Raw genomic sequence first — 21,792 nt, 5'->3', positions numbered from 1 at the left:
AGGCACCGGACGGCCGTGAAGGTGGGGTGGCCGTCGCCCGGGTCGCGTCGGTATGCTCTCCTATTTGCTCGTGAATTGTCCCCTGATCATGCAACGCGACTCGCGCCGACAACGGTCGGCACGCGGAGCATCCCTCGAAATCGCAATGATTTCAATGGGGTGGTTAATCGACAGTGTGAAGCGAAGTTAAACTCAGGCGCTCAGCTTGTACTGCTTCATCAGGTCGTAGAGCGTCGGACGGCTGATCCCCAGGAGCTTAGCCGCGCCCGAAATATTGTTCTCGGTGCGGGTCAGCGCCTGCTGGATGACCTTGCGATCGGCGATTTCGCGCGCCGCGCGCAGGTTGATCGGCAGCGCGCCCTCGCCGTCGCTAGCGCCCTGGAGGTCGAGGTCGCCCGCGCTGACATGCTTGCCGTCGGCCATGATCACCGCGCGCTTCACCCGGTTCTCGAGCTCGCGCACGTTGCCGGGCCAGCCATAATCGTCGATCGCCTCGACCGCGTCGGGGGCGAGGCCGGAAAGGTTGCGGCCCAGTTCCTTGCCGTATTTGCCGACGAAATAGCGCGCCAGCAGCACCGCATCGCCGGTGCGCGCGGACAGAGGCGGGATCGGCACGACGATCTCGGCGAGACGGTAATAGAGGTCCTCGCGGAAGGTGCCGCCCGCGGTCATCGCGTCGAGGTCCTGGTGGGTGGCGCAGACGATGCGCGTGTCGACTTCGATCGGCTTCCTGCCGCCGATCCGCTCGATCACGCGCTCCTGGAGGAAGCGCAGCAGCTTGACCTGGAGGGGTAGGGGAATGTCGCCGACCTCGTCGAGGAACAGCGTGCCGCCCTGCGCCTGCTCGATCTTGCCCTCGGTCGTCTTGACCGCGCCGGTGAACGCCCCGCGCTCGTATCCGAACAGTTCGGCTTCCAGGAGGTTTTCGGGGATCGCGGCGCAGTTGATCGCGACGAAATTGCCCTTGGCGCGCGCGCTTTTGTCGTGGACCGCGCGGGCGAGCAGCTCCTTGCCGGTGCCCGACGCGCCCAGCAGCATGACCGAGACGTCGGCGCTGGCGACGCGTTCGATCGTGTGCGCGACCTTCATCATTTCCGGGCTTGCCGAGACGATCGAGCCGAGCACGGTCTGGCTCTCGCCGGCCTCGGATTCGAGGCGGCGGTTCTCGTTCTCGATCTCGTGGAGGTGGAAGGCGCGACCGACGATCAGGCCGAGCTCGTCGATGTCGACCGGCTTCCTGTAGAAATCGTAGGCACCCAGCGCGATCGCCTTCAACGCGCTCTCGCGTGCGCCGTGGCCCGAGGCGACGATCACCTTGGTGTCGGGCTTGATGGCGAGGATGTCGCGCAGCGTGGCGAAGCCTTCGGTGGTGCCGTCGGGATCGGGCGGCAGGCCGAGATCGAGCGTCACGACTGCCGGCTCGTGCAACCGCACGAGGTCGATCGCCTCGGCGCGCGTTCCCGCGATGACCACCTCGTAGCCCTCGTAGGCCCATTTGAGCTGGCGCTGCAGCCCCTCGTCATCCTCGACGATCAGCAGGGTGGGTAGGTCGGACTTGCTCATGCGCTTTTCCGTTCTTTGGCCGCGGTGGCGGCGGGAAGGTGGATGGTGAACTGGCTACCGTGGTTGAGGCGGCTCTCGACCGACAGGCGCCCGCCCATGGCGGTGACCAGCGAGCGCGCCTCGTAGGCGCCGATTCCGAACCCGCCCTCCTTGGTCGAGGAGAAGGGTTCGAACAGGCTGGCGCGGACGAAATCGCCGTCCATTCCGCGCCCCTTGTCGATGACGAGGATGCGCACTTCGCGAAGGTCGTGTTCGACCCGCACGGTGACGGGGACGTCCTCGGGGCTGGCATCGATCGCGTTCTGGACGAGGTGGCCGACCGCGGTCTCGAGCCCGTGCGGGTCGGCCATCGCGACGATGCTGGTATCGCCCAAGAGCTGCACTTCGTGTCCGCGCCTCTTGGCGGCGATCGCGAAGGCGAGCACGTCCTTCAATGGCGTCGGCTCGCAGCGACCCTCGCGCGCCGCGCTCTGCGGCGACAGGCGGGCAAGCAGGTCGTTCATCTTGCCCACCGAGCTCTTGAGCGTCGCGACCATGTCGGCGCGGAACTCGGCATTGTCGGCGTGGCGCTCGGCATTGCGCGCGAGCAGCGACAGCTGGCTGACGAGATTCTTGATGTCGTGGAGGATGAAGGCGAAACGGCGGTTGAACTCCTCGAAACGACGCGCCTTGGACAGCACTTCCTGCGTCAGCGCTTCGGCGATGTTCGAGGCGGCCTGGCGACCCGCGGTGCGCAGCAGGTCGAAATCCTCCCAGTCGAGCGGGCGACGATAGTCGGGCGCGGCCAGCAGGATGATCGCGGTCAGCCTGTTGTGGTGCATCAGCGGCACGCCGATCCACGCGGTCTCTTCGGCCAGCATCCAGCCCGGGAAGGGGAGCTTGAGGTCCTGCGGCTGGCTCCAGCCGTGGCGCACGCCGTCCAATTCGACGATGCGGCCCTCGCTGGCGATCGCGGCCCAGAAGGCGTTCTCGTCGCTGTCGCCGGTCACGGGCAGCGGCTCGCCCGGCCAGTTCCATTCGGCCGCCTCGACCAGTTGCCCGTCCTCGTCGCGCGCGATCAGCACGCCGCCTGGTGCATCGAGGATGTCGGCGAACGCCTTGACGGTGCGCTGGCCGAGGCTGAGCCCGCCCGGCCGCTCGCCGTCGCCGCTGCCGAGCGTCGCGGTGAAGCGCAGCCACTCGGCGCGATAGTCGTAGCGATGCTCGAAGAAATGCTTGGCGATCTTGACCTTGGCCCAGCTGCGCGCGCGCGCCGAGGGGAGGATCACCATCGCCGCGACGGTCAGCGCCGACAGGAGCGCCACCGCCAGCCCCGTCGCCCAGTCGCCGCCCGCGCCGCGCAGCACGGTGGCGAGCACCGCCATGACGGCAAGATAGCCGCAGATGCCGAGCAAGGAGAGCGACTGGAAGGTGGCCGCGCGCGACAGGCGGATGCGCCATGCATCGGTGCGCCGCGCGCCCATCGCGAAGAAGGGGGCGGTGGCCGCCACCGCAAGCCCGCGCCAGTCGCCGAGCCCCTCGGCCCAGGCCGGGCTGAGATAGGCGACCGTGTAGAGGTTGAGGTCGTAGATCCACAGCATCGCCAACGCGACCATCGCATAGCCGATCGCGGGGCGGCTGGCGGGGGCGGCCTGTCCGTAGATGTTATGGACGAGGACCAGCCCGCCTGCCGCCGCCGTGATGCGCAGCAGCGCCGCGGTGGTCGCGATCGCGGCCTCGGCGGTCGGGTCGGGCGGCATCAGGTAAGGCAGCGCGTCGGCGACCATCTGCAGCCCCAGCACGCCCGCGACCGCGCCATAGACAAGCCGGATGCCCTTCTGGCGTTCGCGCTCGTCATTGCTCATCGCGAGGCTGTGGAGCATCGCGATCCAGATGAGGTTGCGCCCGGTCTCCGAGCCCGCTGCGAGCAGGCTTTCGGGGCGCACCGCGGCGCACCACGCCCACAGCGCGGTCAGTCCCAGCGCGGCAAGCAGCAGCCGCTGCCCGGGCATGCGCAGCCCCGCGTGCAGCTGCCACGCGACGAGCGCGCCGAACGACAGCGCGGCGAGCGCATGGGTCCAGAAGCCGATCAGCGCGTCCACGCGTCAGGCCCCGACACGGGGTGTAAAGTCCACCGACATAGTGACACTGTCGCAAAACTTTACAAAAGAAGAGTGAACGCCAGCGAAGGAAGAGCCCATGGTCGAGAAGCGCGAAATCGGGTCGAGCGGCATCGAAGTGGCGCCGCTCGCGCTAGGCGGCAACGTGTTCGGCTGGACCGCCGACGAAGCGACCAGTTTCACGTTGATGGACGCGTTTCGCGAGGCAGGCGGGACGATGATCGACACGGCCGACGTCTATTCGGCGTGGGTACCCGGCCATTCGGGCGGCGAGAGCGAGCGGGTGATCGGCCAGTGGCTCGCCCGGTCGGGCGCGCGCGAGGAGATGGTCATCGCCACCAAGGTCGGCTTCATGGCCGGGCTCCAGCCCGACACGATCCGCGAAGGCTGCGACAAATCCCTGGAGCGGCTCGGGATCGAGACGATCGACCTCTATTACATGCACAAGGACGACGAGAGCGTGCCCTTGGACGAGAGCCTCGGCGTCTACGACGAGCTGGTGAAGGCGGGCAGGATCCGCGCCATCGGCCTGTCCAACTTCACCGCGCCGCGCATCGCCGAGGCGATGGAGGTCGCGGACCGCTGCGGTTACGCCAGGCCGCAGGCGCTCCAGCCCTGGTACAATCTCGTCGAGCGCGAGCGCTACGAGGACGAATTGGCCGCCGCGGCGCAGGCGGCGGGTCTCTCGGTCTTCCCTTATTACGGCCTCGCCAACGGCTTCCTCACCGGCAAATATCGCTCGAAGGACGATCTCGACCAGAGCCCGCGCGGCCTGCGCAATGTCGCCTATCTCGAGGGCAGGGGGCAGGACGTGCTCGCGGCGATGGACGCGATCGCGGCCGACACCGGCGCGCCGCTCGCCGCGATCGCGCTTGCCTGGCTGATGCGTGCCCCCACGATCACCGCGCCGATCGCCAGCGCGACAAGCCTTGCCCAGCTGAGCGAGTTGACCGCAGCGCTGACGCTCGACCTCACCGACGAGCAGGTCGCTTCGCTCGACGCCGCCAGCGGTTAACGGCTTATCGACAGGCCGCGCCAGCCTTGCGCCCGTCCGGTTAGGCGGGTGTTGGCGAACCTCCTATGTTCGTCGGCACAAGGAGTATCGCATGGCATGGATCATCGGGCGCGCCGCCGCCCTCTCGGACCCCGAACAGGCGCGCAGGAAGGCGCTCGAACGCCTCCATGGTCTTGCCGATCTCGACGATCCGGAAGCGTCGGTCGTGCCGATCCTGATCGAGGCCATCCTGATGGTCGAAAGCTATCGCGGCGCGCGCCACCAGATCAGCTTCCTGCCCGAACTTTCCGCGGCGGTCGACGGGATGCTGCGCGAACTCGAACTGACCGAGCGTACCGCGCGCTGGGCGGCCGAATAGGCGCTAGTCGACCGGGACGAGATCGATGATGTCGAGCCGCGATTCGTAGCGCGGCGCGGGCACGATCATGCGCCAGCGTTTCTCGCCGATCCGCTCGAGGATGGCGGCGATGTCGCGGTCGGGATCGGCGCCGTAGCGCATCGCCCGCTCCTCGTCGCCGAGCACCAGCGTGCCGAGGAAGATGCGCCGCATCGCGCTGTCCTCGAACACCAGTCCGACCGGGCGTTGCGAGCCTGTCAGCTTGGCGAACTGGATGAGGTCCTGCGCAGGCGCCATGCGGCAGCGGAAATAGGGATAGTCCACATAGGTCAGCGTCCCGTTGCCCTGCGAGCCGACCTTGATGATCCGGCACTTGTATTCTCCCGTCGGGGGCACCGAAAACGGCAGGGCCGCGTCGGGAACGGCGAGGTCGCCGAGCGCATCGAGCCGGCTCCCGTTGCCGTCCCGCCGTGCCTCGTCGAGCGCGGACACGAAATGTCCGCGCCAGTCCGCGATCCGCTTGCGATCGGCGTCGGTCGCGACCTGCCGCCAAGCGCGCGTCTCGAGCGTCTCGATCTGCGGACGCCCGGGCACTGCCGAACAACCGGCAAGGCCGAGCGCAAGAAGCAATGCGAGGGTGGGGCTACGCATGACGGCTCCCAGATTACTGCGCTGTCCAGCCGCCGTCCATGGAGATGTTCGCCCCCGTGATCGAGCCCGCCTCCTCGCGGGTCAGGAACAGCGCCAGAGCAGCGACCTCCTCGACGGTCACGAACCGCTTGGTCGGCTGCGCCTTGAGAAGCACGTCGTTCATCACTTCCTCGCGCGTCAGGCCCCGCGACGCCATCGTGTCCGGGATCTGCTTTTCCACCAGCGGCGTCCAGACATAGCCCGGCGAGATGCAGTTGACGGTAATTCCGTCCTCCGCCGTCTCGAGCGCGACCGTCTTGGTAAAGCCCGCGACGCCATGTTTGGCCGCGACATAGGCCGACTTGTTGGGCGAGGCGACGAGGCTGTGCGCGCTCGCGGTGTTGATGATCCGCCCGAACCCCTTCTGGCGCATCATCGGGATACACATGCGCGAGGTGTGGAACACCGCCGACAGGTTGAGCGCGATGATCGCATCCCACTTCTCGACCGGGAAATCGGCCACCGGCGCGACATGCTGCATGCCGGCATTGTTGACGAGGATGTGCGGGCTTCCCAGCTCGCTGGTGCAACGCGCGACCATCGCGTCGATCGCATCGACGTCCGTAAGGTCCGCGCCGTCGTGGAGCGCGGGCGCGCCCGACACGTCCTCCAGCTCCTTGCGGATCGCCTCGATCTCGTCGGCATCGCCGAACCCGTTGATCATCACGCTCGCGCCCTCGGCGGCCAGCGCCCTCGCGATGGCGAGCCCGATGCCCGATGTCGAGCCGGTCACCAGTGCGCGCTTGCCCTTCAGATGCATGTCATTCTCCCTTGCGCGCTTGATGGGTCGCAGCGCCCTGTTTTGCAACCGTTCCGGCAGCGAAGCATTGAGGCCTCAAAGAGGGAGAGAGCCAACATGCGTATCGGCGATCGCAACAGCAGCAATTTCGAGGACCGTACCGGCCAGCGCGGCATGGGCGGATTGGGCGGCGGCATGTCGGCGGGCATCTTCGCCCTCCTGTTCCGCTTCGTCGCCTCCAAATTCGGGATCGTCGGCGTGATCGTGCTGGCCTTGGGCTATTGCGCGCTCTCGGGCGGTCTCGGCGGCATGATGGGCGGCAGCCCGCAGGGTGCGACCAGCGAGGGCGAATCGACGCTCACCGCCGAGGAACTGGCGCTGCTGCGCGGCACGCTCGAATCCACCGATGACGTCTGGGGCAAGATGTTCCAGGCGGCCGGGGCCTCCTACAAGGAACCGACCCTCGTCGCCTATTCGAGCGGCACGCAAACCGCCTGCGGCATGGGTCAGGCGGCGATGGGGCCCTTCTACTGTCCCAACGACCAGAACATCTATATCGACCCCGATTTCTTCCATGAACTCTCGCGCCGTTTCGGCGCGCCGGGCGATTTCGCCGCGCGCTACGTGATCGCGCACGAGGTCGGGCACCATATCCAGAATCTCGAAGGCACGCTCGACAACGTCCAGCGCCAGCAGCAGCGCGCCAGCCGCAGCCAGGGCAATGCGCTCCAGGTCGGCGTCGAACTCCAGGCCGACTGCTATGCGGGCGTGTGGGCCGCGCAGACCGGCGCGATGGAAGAAGGCGACCTCGAGGAAGGCATGCGCGCCGCCGAAGCGATCGGCGACGACACGCTCCAGCGCAATGCCGGCCAGCGGGTGCAGCCCGAAAGCTTCACCCACGGCACCTCGGCGCAGCGCATGGAAGCCCTGAAGCGCGGCCTGTCGACCGGCAACCCGGCGAACTGCAACTACGCAGGCTAGGCGCTACAGCCGGGAGCGGTCGAGCTCGATGTCGGCATTGGCCCAGATGACCGCAAAGTCGGCCCTTGCCGCATCGGTCGGCTTGCCCTGTGCCTCGAGCGCTGAGATCAGCCCCGCCATCGACCAGCCGTTGCGCGGATAGTCCGCCAGGTCCTTGCGGTAGACCGCTTCGGCTTCCGCCGCGCGCCCGCTCTCGAGCAGCGCCTGCCCGAGCGACTGGCGCGTCGGGTAGTACCAGAAGGGCGGCTCCATGTAGGGCAGGGCGTCCTGCAAAGAGACTGCTTCCTTCATCAGCTTGATCGCCGTGTCGCTGTCACCGGCCGCAAGCGCCAGCTCGCCCGCCAGGAGGCGGTGCGCGATGTTGAGCAGCGTCGAGGCGGGATAGTCGGCATTGTCGAGGAAGCGGATCTGGACCGTGTCCTTGAGCGCCGCGAGCTTGTCTAGCTCGGCCCGCGCCATGCCGCTGTCACCCTTGTGGAGGAAGGCGAGCCCGCGCGCATAATGCATCAGCGCCTGCGAATAATCGCGCGGCGTGGGCGGTGCGTCGAGCGCGAGAATGTCGTCCCACTTGGCGAACTGGACCATCGTCAAAAGCGGGATGGTCTTGAAGAATTCGACCGTCGGGAAGGCTTCGATCTGTTCCATCCGGACGTTCTTCGCGAGCCGCTCGGCGGCCTCCATCGCCATCGCGCTCTGCCCCGACATGGACGAGGCCGCCCACAGGAAGTGGATGTTGTGCGGGTAATAGGCCGCCGGGTAGAAGCCCTGCGCGTTGCACGCCGCGATATATTCCTCGTCGATCGCGGCCGCGCGCACGTTCGATTTCGCCGCATCGTCATAGCGCCCCACGCGCCAGTAGATGTGCGCAGGCATGTGGACGAGGTGGCCCGACCCCGGCACGAGGTTCGACAGTCGGTCGGCTTCGTCCTCGGCTGCGCCCGGGTTGGACGAGGCCTCCACCGCGTGGATGTAGAGATGCAGCGCCAGCGGGTGGTTCGGACTACGCGCGATGATCCGCTCGAGCGAGGCGATCACCTTGCGCGTATCCTCCTTGGGCGTGTTCGGGTCCGACCAGTAATCCCACGGCATCAGGTTCATCAGCGATTCCGCGTACATCGCGGCGGCATCGTCATCCTGCGGATAGGCCGCGACATAGCGTCCCATCGCGTCGGCATAGGCCTGGTCGAGCGGTTCGCGCGGGCTCGCCGCGTTGCCGTCGTAGCGCGCTGCCTGCGCCTCGATCAGCGCGCGCTCGGCGGGCGTCGCATTCTCGCGCAGCGCCATCGCCTTGGTGATCGCGGCATAGGCATCGGCCCGCCCCTCGGGGCTCATCACGGCCTTGCCCTTGGCGGTCACGTTGATGTTGGGCCCGGTGGCGAGCGCCTCGCCCCAGAAGCACATCGCACAGCTCGGATCGAGCTTCTGCGCGGCGCGGAAGGAGCGGATCGCCTCGGCATGGTTGAACCCGAAGGCGAGCACCATGCCCTGGTCGAAATAGCGCTGTGCTAGCTCGCTCGAGGTCGTGATGTCGCGGTGATAGTCGCCCATGCCCTCGAACAGGGGCGCGCCGGCCTCCTGCGCCATCGCGACCGCGTCAATCGGCTCGCTCGCCGCCATCGGTGCCGCTGCAGGCGGCGCGGTCTCGGCGGCACAGGCGCCGAGCGCGGCAACCATTAAGGGTGCGAGCGACAGGCTCAGGGCGGTGCGTTTGGTCATCATGATGCGTCCCCTACTGGAGCCCCCGCGACGGGGACCCGTCGGGGCCCAATACCACTTCAGACCGCCTTTTGGCAGGGCAGGGCCCTAGAGCTTCACCAGCATCTTGCCCGTGTTGGCCCCCGAGAAGAGGCCGAGGAAGGCGTCGAACGTGCTCTCGAGCCCGTCCATCACCGTCTCCTGGCTCTTCACCTGGCCGCCCGCGATCATCGGGCCCATTGCGGCGTAGAATTCGCCCATGCGCGGCTGGAAATCGGTGAAGATGAAGCCCTTCATCTGAAGCCGCTTGCCGATGATGTAGGCGATATATTTGAAGCCGTAGGGCGCCTCGTGATTATAGCCGTCGATCATGCCGCACTCGGCAAAGCGCGCCTCGTTGTTGGCGATCGCAAAGGCGGCATCGAGATGCTCGCGCCCGACATTGTCGAAATAGACGTCAATCCCCTTGGCACCGATCTCGCCCAGCGCTCCCTTGAGCGCCTTGACGAGATTGCCCGCCTTGTAATCGACGCAGGCATCCGCCCCGAGGCTCCTGACGAATTCGCACTTGTCGGACCCGCCGGCCGAACCGATCACCTTCATCCCGCTGGCCTTGGCGATCTGGACGACCGCACTGCCGACCGCGCCCGCCGCCGCCGAGACGAACACCACGTCGCCTTCCTTGGCGCTCGCCACGTCCATCAGCCCGAACCAGGCGGTCCCGCCGGTGAGGCCCAGATTGGCGAGGAAATGATAGGGGTCGACCCCGAGCTCGGGCAGCTTGTTGACGGCAGCTGCCGGCAGCACCGCTTCGTCGCGCCAGCCCGCGAAGGTCAGCACCTTGTCGCCTTGCGCAAACCCTTCCGCCTTCGAGGCGACGACGGTCCCGACCGCGCCGCCGTCCATCGGCTTGTCGAGCCCGAACGCCTCGAAATAGCTCTCCGTGTCGTCCATCCGCGCGCGCATGTAGGGATCGACCGACAGCCAGTCGTTCTTCACATGGACCATCCCGTCCTCGAGCGGCGCGAGTTCGATCTCCTTGAGCGCGACGTCGTTCGTGGTGGGAAGCCCCTTGGGGCGCTGCATCAGGTGCCAGGCACGGGCCATGTCGGTTTCTCCTTGCGACTGTTCGCCCCCGCCTAGGCCTGCGCGGCGGCAAAGGAAAGGGCAGGACGGCCCGTCAGTCGGCAAAGATCGACAGGTCGACGCTCTCTCCCATCGCGCGCAGCGCCGGCGGCAGCGGATGCAGCGCGTCGGTCGCCCACCCGGGCTTGATGCGCGCGGCATCCTGGGGATCGCGCAGCACCTCGTCGAAACGCACGACATGGTCGAACTCGCCCGAGCCGAGGATCCACGCGTTGACTTCTTCGCGGATGCGTTCGCCCTCTTCGCTCCAGTAGAAGGCGCCCTTGAACGGGCCGATCGGCGCGCCGACCACTTTGATGTCGTGCGCATGGGCCTGCGCGATCAGCTGGCGGAACCCCGCGGTCAGCAGCTCGGCAGACACGGGCGCCTTGTCGAATTCCTGGAGGCGCGGGCTGGCCATGATGTCGGGCCGCGCGAAGCCGAGGTCGTTGACCCCGATGAACACGAAGAGGTGGGTCACCGACGGGAGCGCGAACACGTCCTCGTCGAGCCGGCCGAGCGCCGCGCTGCCCCAGCCATCGGCAAGCAGCCGATTGCCCGAGATGGCCATGTTGGCGACGCCGTAGTCGAGCCCGGCAGCGGACAGGCGCTCGGCGAGCACGTCGGGCCAGCGCGCGTGGCTCCCGATCGCGATGCCCGAGCCGTCGGTGATCGAATCGCCAATCACCGCAATGGTCCCCCGCGTGCCGGGCGAATAGGTGTCGACCCCCATCAAGAAGGCCCTGAGGTCGCTGGTCGCCACCGGCTCGAAATCCGCGCCGAGATGGTCGCCCGGCGGCGACACGAGCAGCGGGTCGAGCCCCATGAAATGGCATGTGCAGGGCCCCGTCGCCTGCGGAAGCGTGAATTCGACGCGAAGCCGGGCGAGGTCGGGCAGGGCGAGCACGACCGGATCGCTGAAGCCCTCGGCGCCCGGCGGGATGACGAGCCCCGGCGCGCCGCCGAAGGCGACGGCGGCTTCCTGGGCGCGGCGGCCGTGTCCGTCGAGATGGACGACCCGCGCCGCGCCGATCACCAGCGGCGTCCGGCCGTGGCGGTTGGAAAAGCGAAGGCGCAGTTGCTCGCCACCTTCGGACAGGCGCAGCTCCTGCGCAAGCGTGACATTGTCGACCTCGAGCGGGACCAGTTCGGGGTCTGAGACGCGGGGGCGCCAGATCTCGGGCGCTGCAGCCCAGCTGGTCGCCCACCGTGCTTGCGCGGGTACCGGTCCGAGGAACAGCATCAGCGCTGTCAGAAGGGCCCATGCTCGCATTTGTCCACTGCCCCTTTTAGCGAAGCGCGCAGCGCTTATGCGCGGTGCTTTCGACGTTGGCAATGAAAGGGCCCGGCGCCGCCGAAGCGGGCCGGGCCGTTCTCGCGCAGCGTCGATGCCGCGCTTGGTGGTCAGGGACTAGTAGGTGTCCGCAAAGCTGCGATTGAGCATGTGCGGCCCGTCCTGGCCCTGGTCCATCCGCTCGCCGAGCGCACGGCGCGTATCTTCATCGCGCCACTCGTTTTGCGCCTTGTCGGCGGTCAGGTTGAGCATCACCTTGTTGCCCTCGACACGGTCGAGATGGCGACAGTTCAGCGAATGGTGGTGACCGTCGTCGCTGTCCTTCTTGGTGAGGATCATGCGGTCGCCGACGATCTTGTCGATCGTGCCGACATGGGTGCCGTCGCAATCGACGACTTCGGCATGCTCGGGGATCGTGCGCATCATCTCGCGCTTGCTCATCCGCTCGCTGCGCCAGTTCGAGAATTCGTCGTCGAAGCGACGGGCATTCTCGGTGCGCCACTCGTCATAGTCGCGGTCGAGCTCGTCGATCTGGCGGTTGCGCCAGTTCGAATAGTCGCGATCGAAGCCGGTATATTCGGCCTGCGTCTGCCCGCGATCGAAGCGGTTCTGCGTGTAGCCGCGATCGAAATCGTAGCGGTCGCTACGGTCGAATTCGCTCGTCTCGAACGGCGTGCGTTCGTAGCGACGACCCGTGTAGGGGCGGCGATAGCCTTCATTCTCGAAGCGCGGACGCTGGCCCCATTGGCCTCGCTCGTCATAGCGCTCGTCCAGCTCGCGGCGGCGTCCGGCGCGGTCGTCCCCGAACCAGCTGCGGACCTCGTCCGAAGCGCGTTCGAAGAAGTCGCGGTCTGAGCGGTCGTAATCAAGGTCGCGATATCCTTCGCGACCATAACTGCGACCAAGGCTGCGGGGGCGGCGTTCCTCGTTACGATTCTCGCGCCTCGTCCTGGTGTCATAGCGATCATATGCCATGGTCGTTTCTCCCTTTACTGGTTACAAAAAGCCACGCGCCGAATGCGCGTAACAGTCGGAAAAACAACGGTTTTGCTTGTGATTGCGTTCCGGCGAGGGGGCGTGGAAACGCTGGGTCGAGGCAAACTGCCGATCAGGCGTTGCATGAGGCGCAAAGTGGCGCTAGAGAGCCGCTTCACCGGACGGGTGCGGGGCTGTAGCTCAGTTGGGAGAGCGCTGCAATCGCACTGCAGAGGTCGGGGGTTCGAATCCCCCTAGCTCCACCATCCGCACCGGGAAAAGCCGCCTTTCGGGGCGGCTTTTTTTGTGCCCGGGCCTAGCGGAACAGCAGGACGGGAAGCGGCAGCGCACGCAGCATCGCGGTCGTGGTCGACCCGACGATGAGGCTGCGAAGCGGGCTGTGCCCGTAGGCGCCCATCACCACGAGGTCGGCGCCGCGACCCGCCGCTTCCTGTTTGAGCTTGGCTTCGACATCGCCCGACAGGAGGTCGGACGCCTTCAGCCGCTCGCCCAGCGTCTCGCGCGCCCAGCGCAGCGCATCGCGCTGTTTCTTGTTGCTCGACCCGATCATCACGAGATGGACCTGCGTTCCCTCGAACAAGGGAGAGGCGGCGACGAATTCGACCGCCTTCTTCGCCGACGGCCCGCCGTCGAACGCGACCATCACGGTTTCGATCGGCTTGAAGGCGCGGCTGGCGACGAGCACCGGCTTGACGCTCTGGCGCACCACCCGCTCGATCTTGGAGCCCAGGTGCCCGCGCGCAAAGTCGGCATGTTCGCCGCGCTTGCCAATGACGACGAGGTCGGCGCCTTCCTCGCGCTCGATGACGGTCTCGACGATGTCGCCATGGCGCTGGAGCGTGGCGAGGTCGATGACCCCCGCGTCGCGCAGCCTGGCCGCCGCGCCTTCGAGCAGCGCGGCGCCCTGGTCGCGCTCGATGCGCGACTGGCTTTCCTCGATGCTGACCAGCTCTTCCATCAGGTTGGAGCGCGCGCCGAGGCCGATCGCGCCCGACAGGTCGCGGCGCGCCTCGAGCGCGTCGGCGCGCTGGAGGACGTGGAGCAGTTCGACCGACGCGTCGAGGCGCGAGGCGACCCACGCGGCATGGTCGGCGACGCTGGTCGCGTACTGGCTGAAATCGAGGCAGGCGAGGAGCTTCATGGGATGCTTGTCCTTACAGCGAGGCGAGCGCCTTGTTCTTGGTATCTGGGGTGCCGAACCGGTCGACCATCGAGGCGCTGGCGCGGTTGAGACCGACGACGAAGACTTCGGCGCCTTCGCGGCGGAACTTCATCACCACCTTGTCGAGCGCGGCGACCGCGGAAATGTCCCAGAAGTGCGCGGTCGACACGTCGATCGTCACGTGCTCGAGCACTTCCTTGAAGTCGAAGCCCGCGACGAAGCGGTCGACCGAGGCGAAGAACACTTCGCCGGTAACGTGGTAGGTGCGCGAATGCCCGTCGCCCGACAGCGCGCTGCCCATCGCGAACTGGCGCCCGACCTTGTTGGCGAAGAAGACGCCCGAAAGAAGCACGCCCGCGAGCACGCCCTTGGCGAGATCGTGCGTCGCGACGACGGTCACGACGGTCGCCAGCATCACCACCGAGCTGTGCCACGGATGGCGCCTGAGGTCGCGGATCGAGGACCACGAGAATGTCCCGATCGAGACCATGATCATCACCGCGACCAGCGCCGGCATCGGGATCTGCGCGACCCACGGGCCAAGCACGACGATCAGGAACAGGAGCACGCTGCCCGCGACGAAGGCCGACAGGCGCCCGTGGCCGCCCGACTTCACGTTGATGACCGACTGGCCGATCATCGCGCAGCCGCCCATGCCGCCGAGGAAGCCGGTGACGAAATTGGCGATGCCCTGGCCGCGCACTTCACGTGCCTTGTTCGAGCCGGTGTCGGTGAGATCGTCGACGATCTGCGCGGTGAGCAGCGATTCCAGCATGCCGACCGCCGCCATGGTGAGCGAATAAGGCAGGATGATCGACAGCGTTTCCAGGCTGAACGGCACCTGCGGCAACGCGAAGGTGGGCAGCGCGTCGGGGAGTGCGCCCATGTCGCCGATCCGGTTGACCGGAATGCCCATCGCGATGGCGACGATCGTCAGGAGGACGATCGCGACCAGCGGCGAGGGGATCGCGCGCGTGACGCGCGGGAACAGGTAGATGACGGCCAGCCCGGCCGCGACCATCGCATAGGTCTGCCAGGTGACGCCGATCAGCTGGGGCAGCTGCGCCATGAAGATGAGGATGGCGAGCGCGTTGACGAAGCCGGTGATGACCGAGCGCGAGACGAACTGCATCAGCCGGTCGAAGCGCAGGAAACCCGCGACCAGCTGGATCACCCCCATCAGCACGGTCGCGGCGAACAGGTAGTCGACCCCGTAGTCGCGCACCAGCGGGACGACCAGCACCGCGACCGCCGCGGTCGCCGCCGAGATCATGCCCGGGCGCCCGCCGACCAGCGCGATGATCACCGCGATCGAGAAGCTGGCGTAGAGCCCGACGCGCGGGTCGACGCCCGCGATGATCGAAAAACCGATCGCTTCGGGAATGAGGGCGAGCGCGACGACGAGGCCGGCAAGGATGTCGGCGCGCGGCGTGGCGAACCATTCGCGGCGGATGGCGGTCAGACTGGTCATGGCAAGGGGACGCATCCGGCGGGCAATGCCGCGCGCGGAGGCGAAAAGCTCTTCCGTTCAATGAATTAGGCCGCCACGCGGGCGGCCGGTCGGGCCCCATTTAAGGGCTGCGAGCCAGAATGCAACCGCCCATGAAAAAGCCCCCGACCGTTTCCGGCCGGGGGCTCTGTTCTCGCTTGCGCGAAGACGACGCTTAGTCGTCGTCGCGATCGCCGGTGAGGAAGGCCGGCGCGAACTCGGGTTCGCCCCGATCGCCGCCATTGTCCTCGCTCTTCTCGCGGCGCGGACCACGGCCACGGCCGCCGTCACGACCGCCGTCACGGCCACCGCGGCCGCCACGGCCGCCACGGTCACCACGATCGCCGCGGTCACCGCGATCGCCACGCTCGCGGCGCGGACCCTTTTCGCGCGGCGGGCGGGTGTCTTCAAGTTCCTCGCCGGTTTCCTGGTCGACCAGGCGCATCGACAGGCGGACCTTGCCGCGCTGGTCGATCTCGAGGAGCTTGACCTTCACTTCCTGGCCTTCCTCGAGGACGTCACGGACGTTCTCGACGCGCTCGTTCTTGATCTCCGAGACGTGGACCAGACCGTCCTTGCCCGGCATGAAGGTCACGAACGCGCCGAAATCGACGATGTTGGCGACCTTGCCGGTGTAGATCGTGCCGACTTCGGGCTCGACCACGATGCCTTCGATCCACTTCTTGGCGGCCTCGATCTGCGAGACGTCCGACGAGGAGATCTTGATCACGCCCTCGTCGTCGATGTCGACCTTGGCGCCGGTCTCCGCGACGATCTCGCGGATGACCTTGCCGCCGGTGCCGATCACTTCGCGGATCTTGTCCTTGGCGATCTGCATCGTCTCGATGCGCGGCGCGTGGGCCGACAGCTCGGTGCGGGCTTCGCCCAGCGCCTTGGTCATTTCGCCCAGAATGTGCGCACGGCCTTCCTTGGCCTGCTCGAGCGCGGTCTTCATGATCTCGGGGGTGATCCCCGCGACCTTGATGTCCATCTGCAGCGAGGTGATGCCTTCGCTGGTGCCGGCCACCTTGAAGTCCATGTCGCCGAGGTGGTCCTCGTCGCCCAGGATGTCCGACAGGACGGTGTAGTCGTCACCCTCGAGGATCAGGCCCATCGCGATGCCCGAGACGGGGCGCTCGATCGGAACGCCGGCGTCCATCATCGACAGACAGCCGCCGCACACGGTCGCCATCGAGGACGAGCCGTTGCTCTCGGTGATGTCCGACAGGATGCGGATCGTGTAGGGGAAGTCCTCCGCGGACGGCAGCACCGGGTGCAGCGCGCGCCAGGCGAGCTTGCCGTGACCGGTCTCGCGGCGGCTGGTGAAGCCGAAGCGGCCCACTTCGCCGACCGAATAGGGCGGGAAGTTGTAGTGCAGCATGAACGGCGAGTAGCTGAGGCCCTCGAGACCGTCGATCATCTGCTCGGCGTCCTTGGTGCCAAGCGTGGTGGTGCAGATCGCCTGCGTCTCGCCACGGGTGAACAGCGCCGAACCGTGGGTACGGGGCAGGAGGCCGACCATCGCCTCGATCGGGCGAACCTGGGTGGTCTTGCGGCCGTCGATGCGCTGGCCGTCCTTGAGGATGGCACCGCGAACGATTTCGGCTTCCAGCTTCTTGACCGCCTTGTTGGCGACCATCTGGGTCTGCGGCTCTTCCGACGCGAACGCTTCCTTGGCCTTCTCGCGCGCGGCGTTGAGGGCGTTGGAACGCTCCGACTTGTCGGTCAGCTTGTAGGCGGCGGCGATATCCTTGCCGATGATGCCCTTGAGCTTGTCCTTGATCGCCGACGTGTCGTCCGACATGTCGATTTCCCACGGATCCTTGGCCGCCTTCTCGGCGAGCTGGATGATCGCGTCGACGACCTTCTTGCTGGCCTCGTGCGCGAACTGGACCGCGCCCAGCATCTCGTCCTCGGTCAGCTCCTTGGCTTCCGATTCCACCATCATCACCGCGTTGCGGGTGGCGGCGACGACGAGGTCGAGACGACCTTCCTCGAAGATGCCGTCGAGCTTGGGGTTGAGGACGTATTCGCCGTCGACGAAGCCGACGCGCGCGGCGCCGATCGGGCCCATGAAGGGCACGCCCGAAATGGTGAGCGCGGCCGACGCGGCGATCATCGCCAGGATGTCGGGCTCGTTCTCGCCGTCATAGCTCAGCACCTGGGCGATGACGTTGATCTCGTTGTAGAAGCCTTCGGGGAAGAGCGGGCGGACCGGGCGGTCGATCAGACGGCTGGTCAGCGTTTCCTTCTCCGTCGCGCGGCCTTCGCGCTTGAAGAAGCCGCCCGGGATGCGCCCGGCGGCCGAGAATTTTTCCTGGTAGTGGACGGTGAGCGGGAAGAAGTCCTGCCCTTCGCGCACGCTCTTGGCGGCGGTCACGGCGCACAGCACCACGGTTTCGCCGAGGGTCGCGAGCACCGCGCCGTCGGCCTGGCGGGCGATACGGCCCGTTTCGAGCTTGAGGGTCTGGCCGCCAAGATCGATTTCAACAGTTTTCACATCGAACATATGTTTGTCACCCGGGGCCGGATGCCCGCGGGGCCTCTTTCAATTGACGGACTGACCGGTCCGTCGCGGTTCGGGGCGTTTTCTTTGGTGCCCCATCTTGGCCGTCCGCCGGATTGCGGGGGCCCGGATAAGCGAAGGGCGCCGCGTGGGCGCCCTCCGTGAAATTCGGTTTACTTGCGCAGACCCAGCTTTTTGATGAGGTCGGCGTAGCGCGCATGATCCTTGCGCTTCAGGTAGTCGAGCAGGCTGCGACGCTTGTTGACCATCATCAGCAGGCCGCGGCGCGAGTGGTTGTCCTTCGCGTGACCCTTGAAGTGTTCGGTCAGCGTCAGGATGCGGTCGGTGAGGATCGCGACCTGGACCTCGGGCGAACCCGTGTCGCCTTCGCCGCGACCATGTTCCTTGATCAGCTCGGCCTTACGCTCGGCAGTGATCGACATCGGCATACTCCTTATTCGTTCAAGTTGAACCCGCGGACCACGGCGACCTCGCCATTCTCCTCCACCTCGACCAGCGCGACCGGGACCTCTTGGTCCATCGCGAAATACTGGCCCGGCGGTGCGGGGTGCCCTGAAAGTCGCTGTCCGTGGCGGATCAGGCGGGCTTCTTCGGGCGAGACGGGCAAGGCCGGGATGTCGTCCAGCCCCGCGGTGAGCGGGATCAGCTTGTCCGTCAGATCGCGCGCACTAGCGATTTCGTCGAGAAAGTCCAGCATAATCGCCTTGTCGAGCCCGAACGGCCCGGCGCGCGTCCGTCGCAACATGGTGACGTGCCCTACGCTTCCAAGGGCGCGTGCGATATCCCGTGCCAACGACCGGATGTACGTCCCCTTCGACACGCTCGCGGACAGGGTTGCCGCCCCCTCTTGGAAATCGACGATCCGCAGCTCGTGGATCACCACCGTGCGGCTCGCGAGCGCCACCTCCTCGCCCTTCCTCGCGAGGTCGTAGGCGCGCTTGCCGTCGACTTTCAGCGCGGAGAAAGCGGGCGGTACCTGCTCGATCGTGCCGGTGAAGCCGGGCAGTACGTCCTCAATCTCCTGGAGCGAAGGAATTACGTCGCTGGTCGCGACCACTTCGCCCTCGGCATCGAGCGTCGAGGTCTCTTCGCCGAAGCGAACCGTGAACTCGTACGCCTTGGTCGCATCGAGCATCCGGCCGGCGAGCTTGGTCGCCTCGCCAATCGCGATCGGCAGCACGCCCGAGGCGAGCGGGTCGAGCGTCCCGCCGTGGCCGACCTTGGGCTTCTTCACCCCCAGCCGTCGGAGTACGCGCTTGACCCGCCCGACGCAGGGCGTCGAGCCGATGCCGACGGGCTTGTCGATGATGATCCAGCCATGCATCCCGCCCGCCTAGGCAGCAGGGACACGCGGCACAAGGGCTCAGTCGGTCGTAAGCGGGCTGTTGCTGTCGACCTGCGGCGGGGCGACGCTGGTGCGCACGGAATCGACGAGGCACACGCGCCGGTTCTCGATCCTCACGCTGTCATTGGCCTCGAGCCTCTTGTCGATGCCCGAATCCACTTCCATGAAGTGGATGTCGCCGTAGAACCTAGCGAGGCAGCCTTCGTTGAGCTGGATGCGGTACCACTGGTTGGTCCGCGAGCGCACGAACAGGCGGTCGCCCTTGGCCTTGTAATATTCGCGGATCGCGCCCGGCGCGAAGTCGATCGCGACTTCTTTGTCGCCGATCGCGGCCTCGTGGCCCGGGTTGGCGGCCAGCACGGCCGACGCGAGAAGCAGGGACAGCATGGCAATTTCCCTTTCAGGTCATAGCGTTGGCGAAACTTATGCCACAGCCGCAATGAAGCGCGGCTGAACGTTCAGGCGGCCTCCACCGCGCGCTCTTCCGCCTCGCGCAGCCGGTCGAAGAAGTGGCGCCGGCACAGGGCGACGTAGCGGTCGTTGCCCCCGATCTCGGTCTGTGCGCCCGCCGCGACCGCGCGGCCCTCGCCGTCGACGCGCAGGTTCATGGTCGCCTTGCGCCCGCACTCGCACACCGCCTTCAGTTCGACCAGCGCATCCGCCAGCGCGAGCAGCGCCGCCGAGCCCGGGAAGAGCTGCGCCTGGAAATCGGTCCTCAGCCCGTAGCAGAGCACCGGGATGCCGAGCCGGTCCGCGACGTCGGCCAGCGCCTCGACCTGCCTCTCGGTCAGGAACTGCGCCTCGTCGACCAGCACGCAGTCGAGCGGGCGCGCCTCATGCTCCATCCCGATCCGCGCGAAGAGGTCGGTGTCCTTCTCGAACCGGTGCGCGTCGGCGGTCAGTCCGATGCGGCTCCCGATCGTGCCCGCGCCCATGCGGTCGTCGAGCGCGGCGGTCCACAGCATCGTTTCCATGCCCCGCTCGCGATAGTTGAAGTCGGCCTGGAGCAGCGTGGTGGACTTCCCGGCATTCATCGCCGCATAGTAGAAATAGAGTTTCGCCATGGACGGCAGCTTAGCGGCAAGCCGCGCCACGGCAATCGACAAAAGGGGAGGGACGCGATGGCACAGGCGACGATGGAGACGAGCCGGGGCCTGCTCGGCTGGATCGAGCGCACCGGCAACAAGCTGCCCGACCCCGTCTTCCTCTTCTTCTATCTGATCCTCGGCCTCGTCGTGATCAGCGTCGTCGCAGACCTTGCGGGCCTCGCCGCCACCCACCCGGCCGAGATCGACCCCGACACGGGCGCGGCGCGCGTGATCGCGGCGGAAAGCCTGCTTTCGCCCGCCAACATCCGCCGCCTGTGGGTCGAAATGCCGACCACCTACACCCACTTCCATCCGCTGGGATACGTGCTGGTCGTGATGCTCGGCGCAGGCGTCGCGGAGCGCGCGGGCCTGTTCGGTACCGCGATGCGCGCGGGGCTACGCAACGCGCCCAAGGCGCTGCTCACCCCGCTGGTCGTATTCGTCGGCATGATGGGCAACCACGCCGCAGACGCCGGCTATGTCGTGCTGATCCCGCTCTCGGGCATCATCTTCCACGCCGCCGGACGCCACCCGATCGCGGGCATCGCGGCAGGGTTCGCGGGCGTCTCCGGAGGCTTTTCCGCCAACCTCATCCCGGGACAATTGGACGCGCTCCTGTTCGGCATCACCGAGGCGTCGGTCGAGACCGTGTTCGGCGACTATACCGCCAACATCGCGGGCAACTGGTACTTCATCGCGGCGATGACGTTCACCTTCCTGCCCGTCATCTGGTACGTCAACGACCGCATCATCGAGCCGCGGCTGGGCACGTGGGACCCCGCCCATGCCGACGAGAAGCTGGCCGCGCCGCAGGAAGACCGGCCGCTGACCGACGGCGAGAAGAAGGGCCTGCGCGGCGCCGGCTACGCGGTGCTGGGCGTGTGTCTCCTGTGGGCGCTGTTCGTGTTCGCGCCCGGCACCCCGCTGGTCGACCAGGCGGCGCCTGCCGAAGGCCGTCTCATCCCCTTCTACCAGAGCCTCGTGGCCTTCTTCTTCCTCCTCTTCCTCGCCGCGGGCTGGGCCTACGGACGCGGGGTGGGCAAGATTTCTAACCACCGCGACCTCGTGAAGATGATGGCGGGTTCGATGGAGGACATGGCCTATTACCTCGTCCTCGCCTTCGCCATCTCGCACTTCGTGGCGATGTTCGCCTGGTCCAATCTCGGACTGATCCTCGCGGTCGGCGGCGCGGATTTCCTCGGCTCGTCGGGGCTGCCGGCCTGGGCACTGCTCGCCGCGATCATCCTCGTCTCGGCCTTCATCAACCTGTTCGTCGGCTCGGCCAGCGCCAAGTGGGCGCTCTTGGGGCCGGTGCTGGTGCCGATGCTGATGCTGCTCGGCATCACGCCCGAAATGGCGACTGCGGCCTACCGCGTCGGCGACAGCGCGACCAACATCATCACCCCGCTGATGACCTTTTTCCCGCTGATCCTGATCTTCGCCCAGCGCTGGGACAGGAATTTCGGGCTGGGCAGCCTGGCGGCGACCATGCTGCCTTTCTCGATCGGGCTCCTCATCATGGGCGTGGCGATGACGATCGGCTGGGTGGTACTCGATCTGCCGCTGGGGCCGGGCGCGGAGGTATTCCTCGACCCCGCCAGCCTGACGGCCGATCCGACCGCACCGGCCGCTGCCGCCGCCCACTAG

19 protein-coding genes and 1 tRNA gene are annotated in these 21,792 nt (G+C 67.0%); 5 read left to right on the top strand and 15 right to left on the bottom strand.

All coding sequences use genetic code 11. The features are described 5' to 3' along the window. Nucleotides 1-192: 192 nt before the first annotated feature. On the bottom strand, nucleotides 193-1,563 hold the full coding sequence (gene prsR, locus NNY25_RS10355; RefSeq protein WP_265571347.1) for a PEP-CTERM-box response regulator transcription factor: 1,371 nt from the start codon (nucleotides 1,561-1,563) through the stop codon (nucleotides 193-195). Then, on the bottom strand, nucleotides 1,560-3,644 hold the full coding sequence (prsK, locus tag NNY25_RS10350; protein ID WP_265571346.1) for an XrtA/PEP-CTERM system histidine kinase PrsK: 2,085 nt from the start codon (nucleotides 3,642-3,644) through the stop codon (nucleotides 1,560-1,562). Before prsK ends, prsR begins: the two co-directional genes overlap by 4 nt. Before the next feature lie 97 nt (nucleotides 3,645-3,741). On the opposite strand from prsK, the gene NNY25_RS10345 reads away from it, so the two are divergent. Then, nucleotides 3,742-4,677 carry an aldo/keto reductase gene (locus tag NNY25_RS10345; RefSeq protein ID WP_265571345.1) on the top strand — a complete coding sequence of 312 codons (936 nt, stop codon included), beginning with the start codon at nucleotides 3,742-3,744 and terminating at the stop codon, nucleotides 4,675-4,677. 91 nt (nucleotides 4,678-4,768) lie between these two features. After that, nucleotides 4,769-5,035, top strand: coding sequence for a hypothetical protein (locus NNY25_RS10340; RefSeq protein ID WP_265571343.1), 267 nt, complete (start codon nucleotides 4,769-4,771; stop codon nucleotides 5,033-5,035). A 3-nt stretch (nucleotides 5,036-5,038) separates the two neighbouring features. On the opposite strand, the gene NNY25_RS10335 is transcribed toward NNY25_RS10340, so the two are convergent. Next, a complete protein-coding gene (locus NNY25_RS10335) occupies nucleotides 5,039-5,665 on the bottom strand; it encodes a DUF4893 domain-containing protein (protein WP_265571342.1) in 627 nt (208 codons plus the stop codon). Nucleotides 5,666-5,678: 13 nt separating this feature from the next. After that, a complete protein-coding gene (locus NNY25_RS10330) occupies nucleotides 5,679-6,464 on the bottom strand; it encodes a 3-hydroxybutyrate dehydrogenase (protein ID WP_265571340.1) in 786 nt (261 codons plus the stop codon). A 96-nt stretch (nucleotides 6,465-6,560) separates the two neighbouring features. Between NNY25_RS10330 and ypfJ the strand changes: the two genes are divergently transcribed. Beyond that, on the top strand, nucleotides 6,561-7,424 hold the full coding sequence (ypfJ, locus tag NNY25_RS10325) for a KPN_02809 family neutral zinc metallopeptidase (protein WP_265571338.1): 864 nt from the start codon (nucleotides 6,561-6,563) through the stop codon (nucleotides 7,422-7,424). 3 nt (nucleotides 7,425-7,427) lie between these two features. Here ypfJ and NNY25_RS10320 read toward each other — a convergent pair whose 3' ends face one another. The 4 genes from NNY25_RS10320 to NNY25_RS10305 form a co-directional block, all read right to left on the bottom strand. Next, entirely contained in the window at nucleotides 7,428-9,143 is a 1,716-nt protein-coding gene (locus NNY25_RS10320) for a tetratricopeptide repeat protein (protein ID WP_265571335.1), read from the bottom strand. Between the two features lie 84 nt (nucleotides 9,144-9,227). Further along, complete coding sequence (locus tag NNY25_RS10315) at nucleotides 9,228-10,226, bottom strand: NADP-dependent oxidoreductase (RefSeq protein WP_265571334.1); 999 nt, start codon at nucleotides 10,224-10,226, stop codon at nucleotides 9,228-9,230. A gap of 73 nt (nucleotides 10,227-10,299) precedes the next feature. After that, nucleotides 10,300-11,517 carry an SGNH/GDSL hydrolase family protein gene (locus tag NNY25_RS10310; RefSeq protein ID WP_265571333.1) on the bottom strand — a complete coding sequence of 406 codons (1,218 nt, stop codon included), beginning with the start codon at nucleotides 11,515-11,517 and terminating at the stop codon, nucleotides 10,300-10,302. A 138-nt stretch (nucleotides 11,518-11,655) separates the two neighbouring features. Further along, on the bottom strand, nucleotides 11,656-12,513 hold the full coding sequence (locus NNY25_RS10305; protein WP_265571331.1) for a DUF2171 domain-containing protein: 858 nt from the start codon (nucleotides 12,511-12,513) through the stop codon (nucleotides 11,656-11,658). 190 nt (nucleotides 12,514-12,703) lie between these two features. Between NNY25_RS10305 and NNY25_RS10300 the strand changes: the two genes are divergently transcribed. Beyond that, nucleotides 12,704-12,779: transfer RNA gene (locus tag NNY25_RS10300), tRNA-Ala, on the top strand. A gap of 50 nt (nucleotides 12,780-12,829) precedes the next feature. Here the strand turns inward: NNY25_RS10300 and NNY25_RS10295 are convergent. The 7 genes from NNY25_RS10295 to NNY25_RS10265 form a co-directional block, all read right to left on the bottom strand. Beyond that, on the bottom strand, nucleotides 12,830-13,675 hold the full coding sequence (locus NNY25_RS10295; protein WP_265571330.1) for a universal stress protein: 846 nt from the start codon (nucleotides 13,673-13,675) through the stop codon (nucleotides 12,830-12,832). 13 nt (nucleotides 13,676-13,688) lie between these two features. Beyond that, complete coding sequence (locus tag NNY25_RS10290; RefSeq protein ID WP_265571329.1) at nucleotides 13,689-15,167, bottom strand: SulP family inorganic anion transporter; 1,479 nt, start codon at nucleotides 15,165-15,167, stop codon at nucleotides 13,689-13,691. A gap of 193 nt (nucleotides 15,168-15,360) precedes the next feature. Beyond that, the gene (pnp, locus tag NNY25_RS10285) at nucleotides 15,361-17,694 is read right to left on the bottom strand and encodes a polyribonucleotide nucleotidyltransferase (RefSeq protein WP_265571328.1); all 2,334 of its coding nucleotides are present in this window, start codon (nucleotides 17,692-17,694) and stop codon (nucleotides 15,361-15,363) included. Between the two features lie 170 nt (nucleotides 17,695-17,864). After that, nucleotides 17,865-18,134 carry a 30S ribosomal protein S15 gene (rpsO, locus tag NNY25_RS10280; protein WP_265571327.1) on the bottom strand — a complete coding sequence of 90 codons (270 nt, stop codon included), beginning with the start codon at nucleotides 18,132-18,134 and terminating at the stop codon, nucleotides 17,865-17,867. Nucleotides 18,135-18,145: 11 nt separating this feature from the next. Continuing rightward, the gene (gene truB, locus NNY25_RS10275; protein ID WP_265571326.1) at nucleotides 18,146-19,036 is read right to left on the bottom strand and encodes a tRNA pseudouridine(55) synthase TruB; all 891 of its coding nucleotides are present in this window, start codon (nucleotides 19,034-19,036) and stop codon (nucleotides 18,146-18,148) included. A 39-nt stretch (nucleotides 19,037-19,075) separates the two neighbouring features. Then, nucleotides 19,076-19,444, bottom strand: a complete 369-nt coding sequence (locus NNY25_RS10270; RefSeq protein WP_265571325.1) for a hypothetical protein — start codon at nucleotides 19,442-19,444, stop codon at nucleotides 19,076-19,078. 71 nt (nucleotides 19,445-19,515) lie between these two features. After that, nucleotides 19,516-20,121 carry a thymidine kinase gene (locus tag NNY25_RS10265; protein WP_265571324.1) on the bottom strand — a complete coding sequence of 202 codons (606 nt, stop codon included), beginning with the start codon at nucleotides 20,119-20,121 and terminating at the stop codon, nucleotides 19,516-19,518. Nucleotides 20,122-20,178: 57 nt separating this feature from the next. On the opposite strand from NNY25_RS10265, the gene NNY25_RS10260 reads away from it, so the two are divergent. Next, entirely contained in the window at nucleotides 20,179-21,792 is a 1,614-nt protein-coding gene (locus NNY25_RS10260; protein ID WP_265571323.1) for an AbgT family transporter, read from the top strand.

Source organism: Sphingomicrobium nitratireducens, assembly GCF_026157035.1.
GTDB classification, from domain to species: Bacteria; Pseudomonadota; Alphaproteobacteria; order Sphingomonadales; family Sphingomonadaceae; genus Sphingomicrobium; species Sphingomicrobium nitratireducens.
This window is presented reverse-complemented; position numbering and strand designations above follow the sequence as displayed.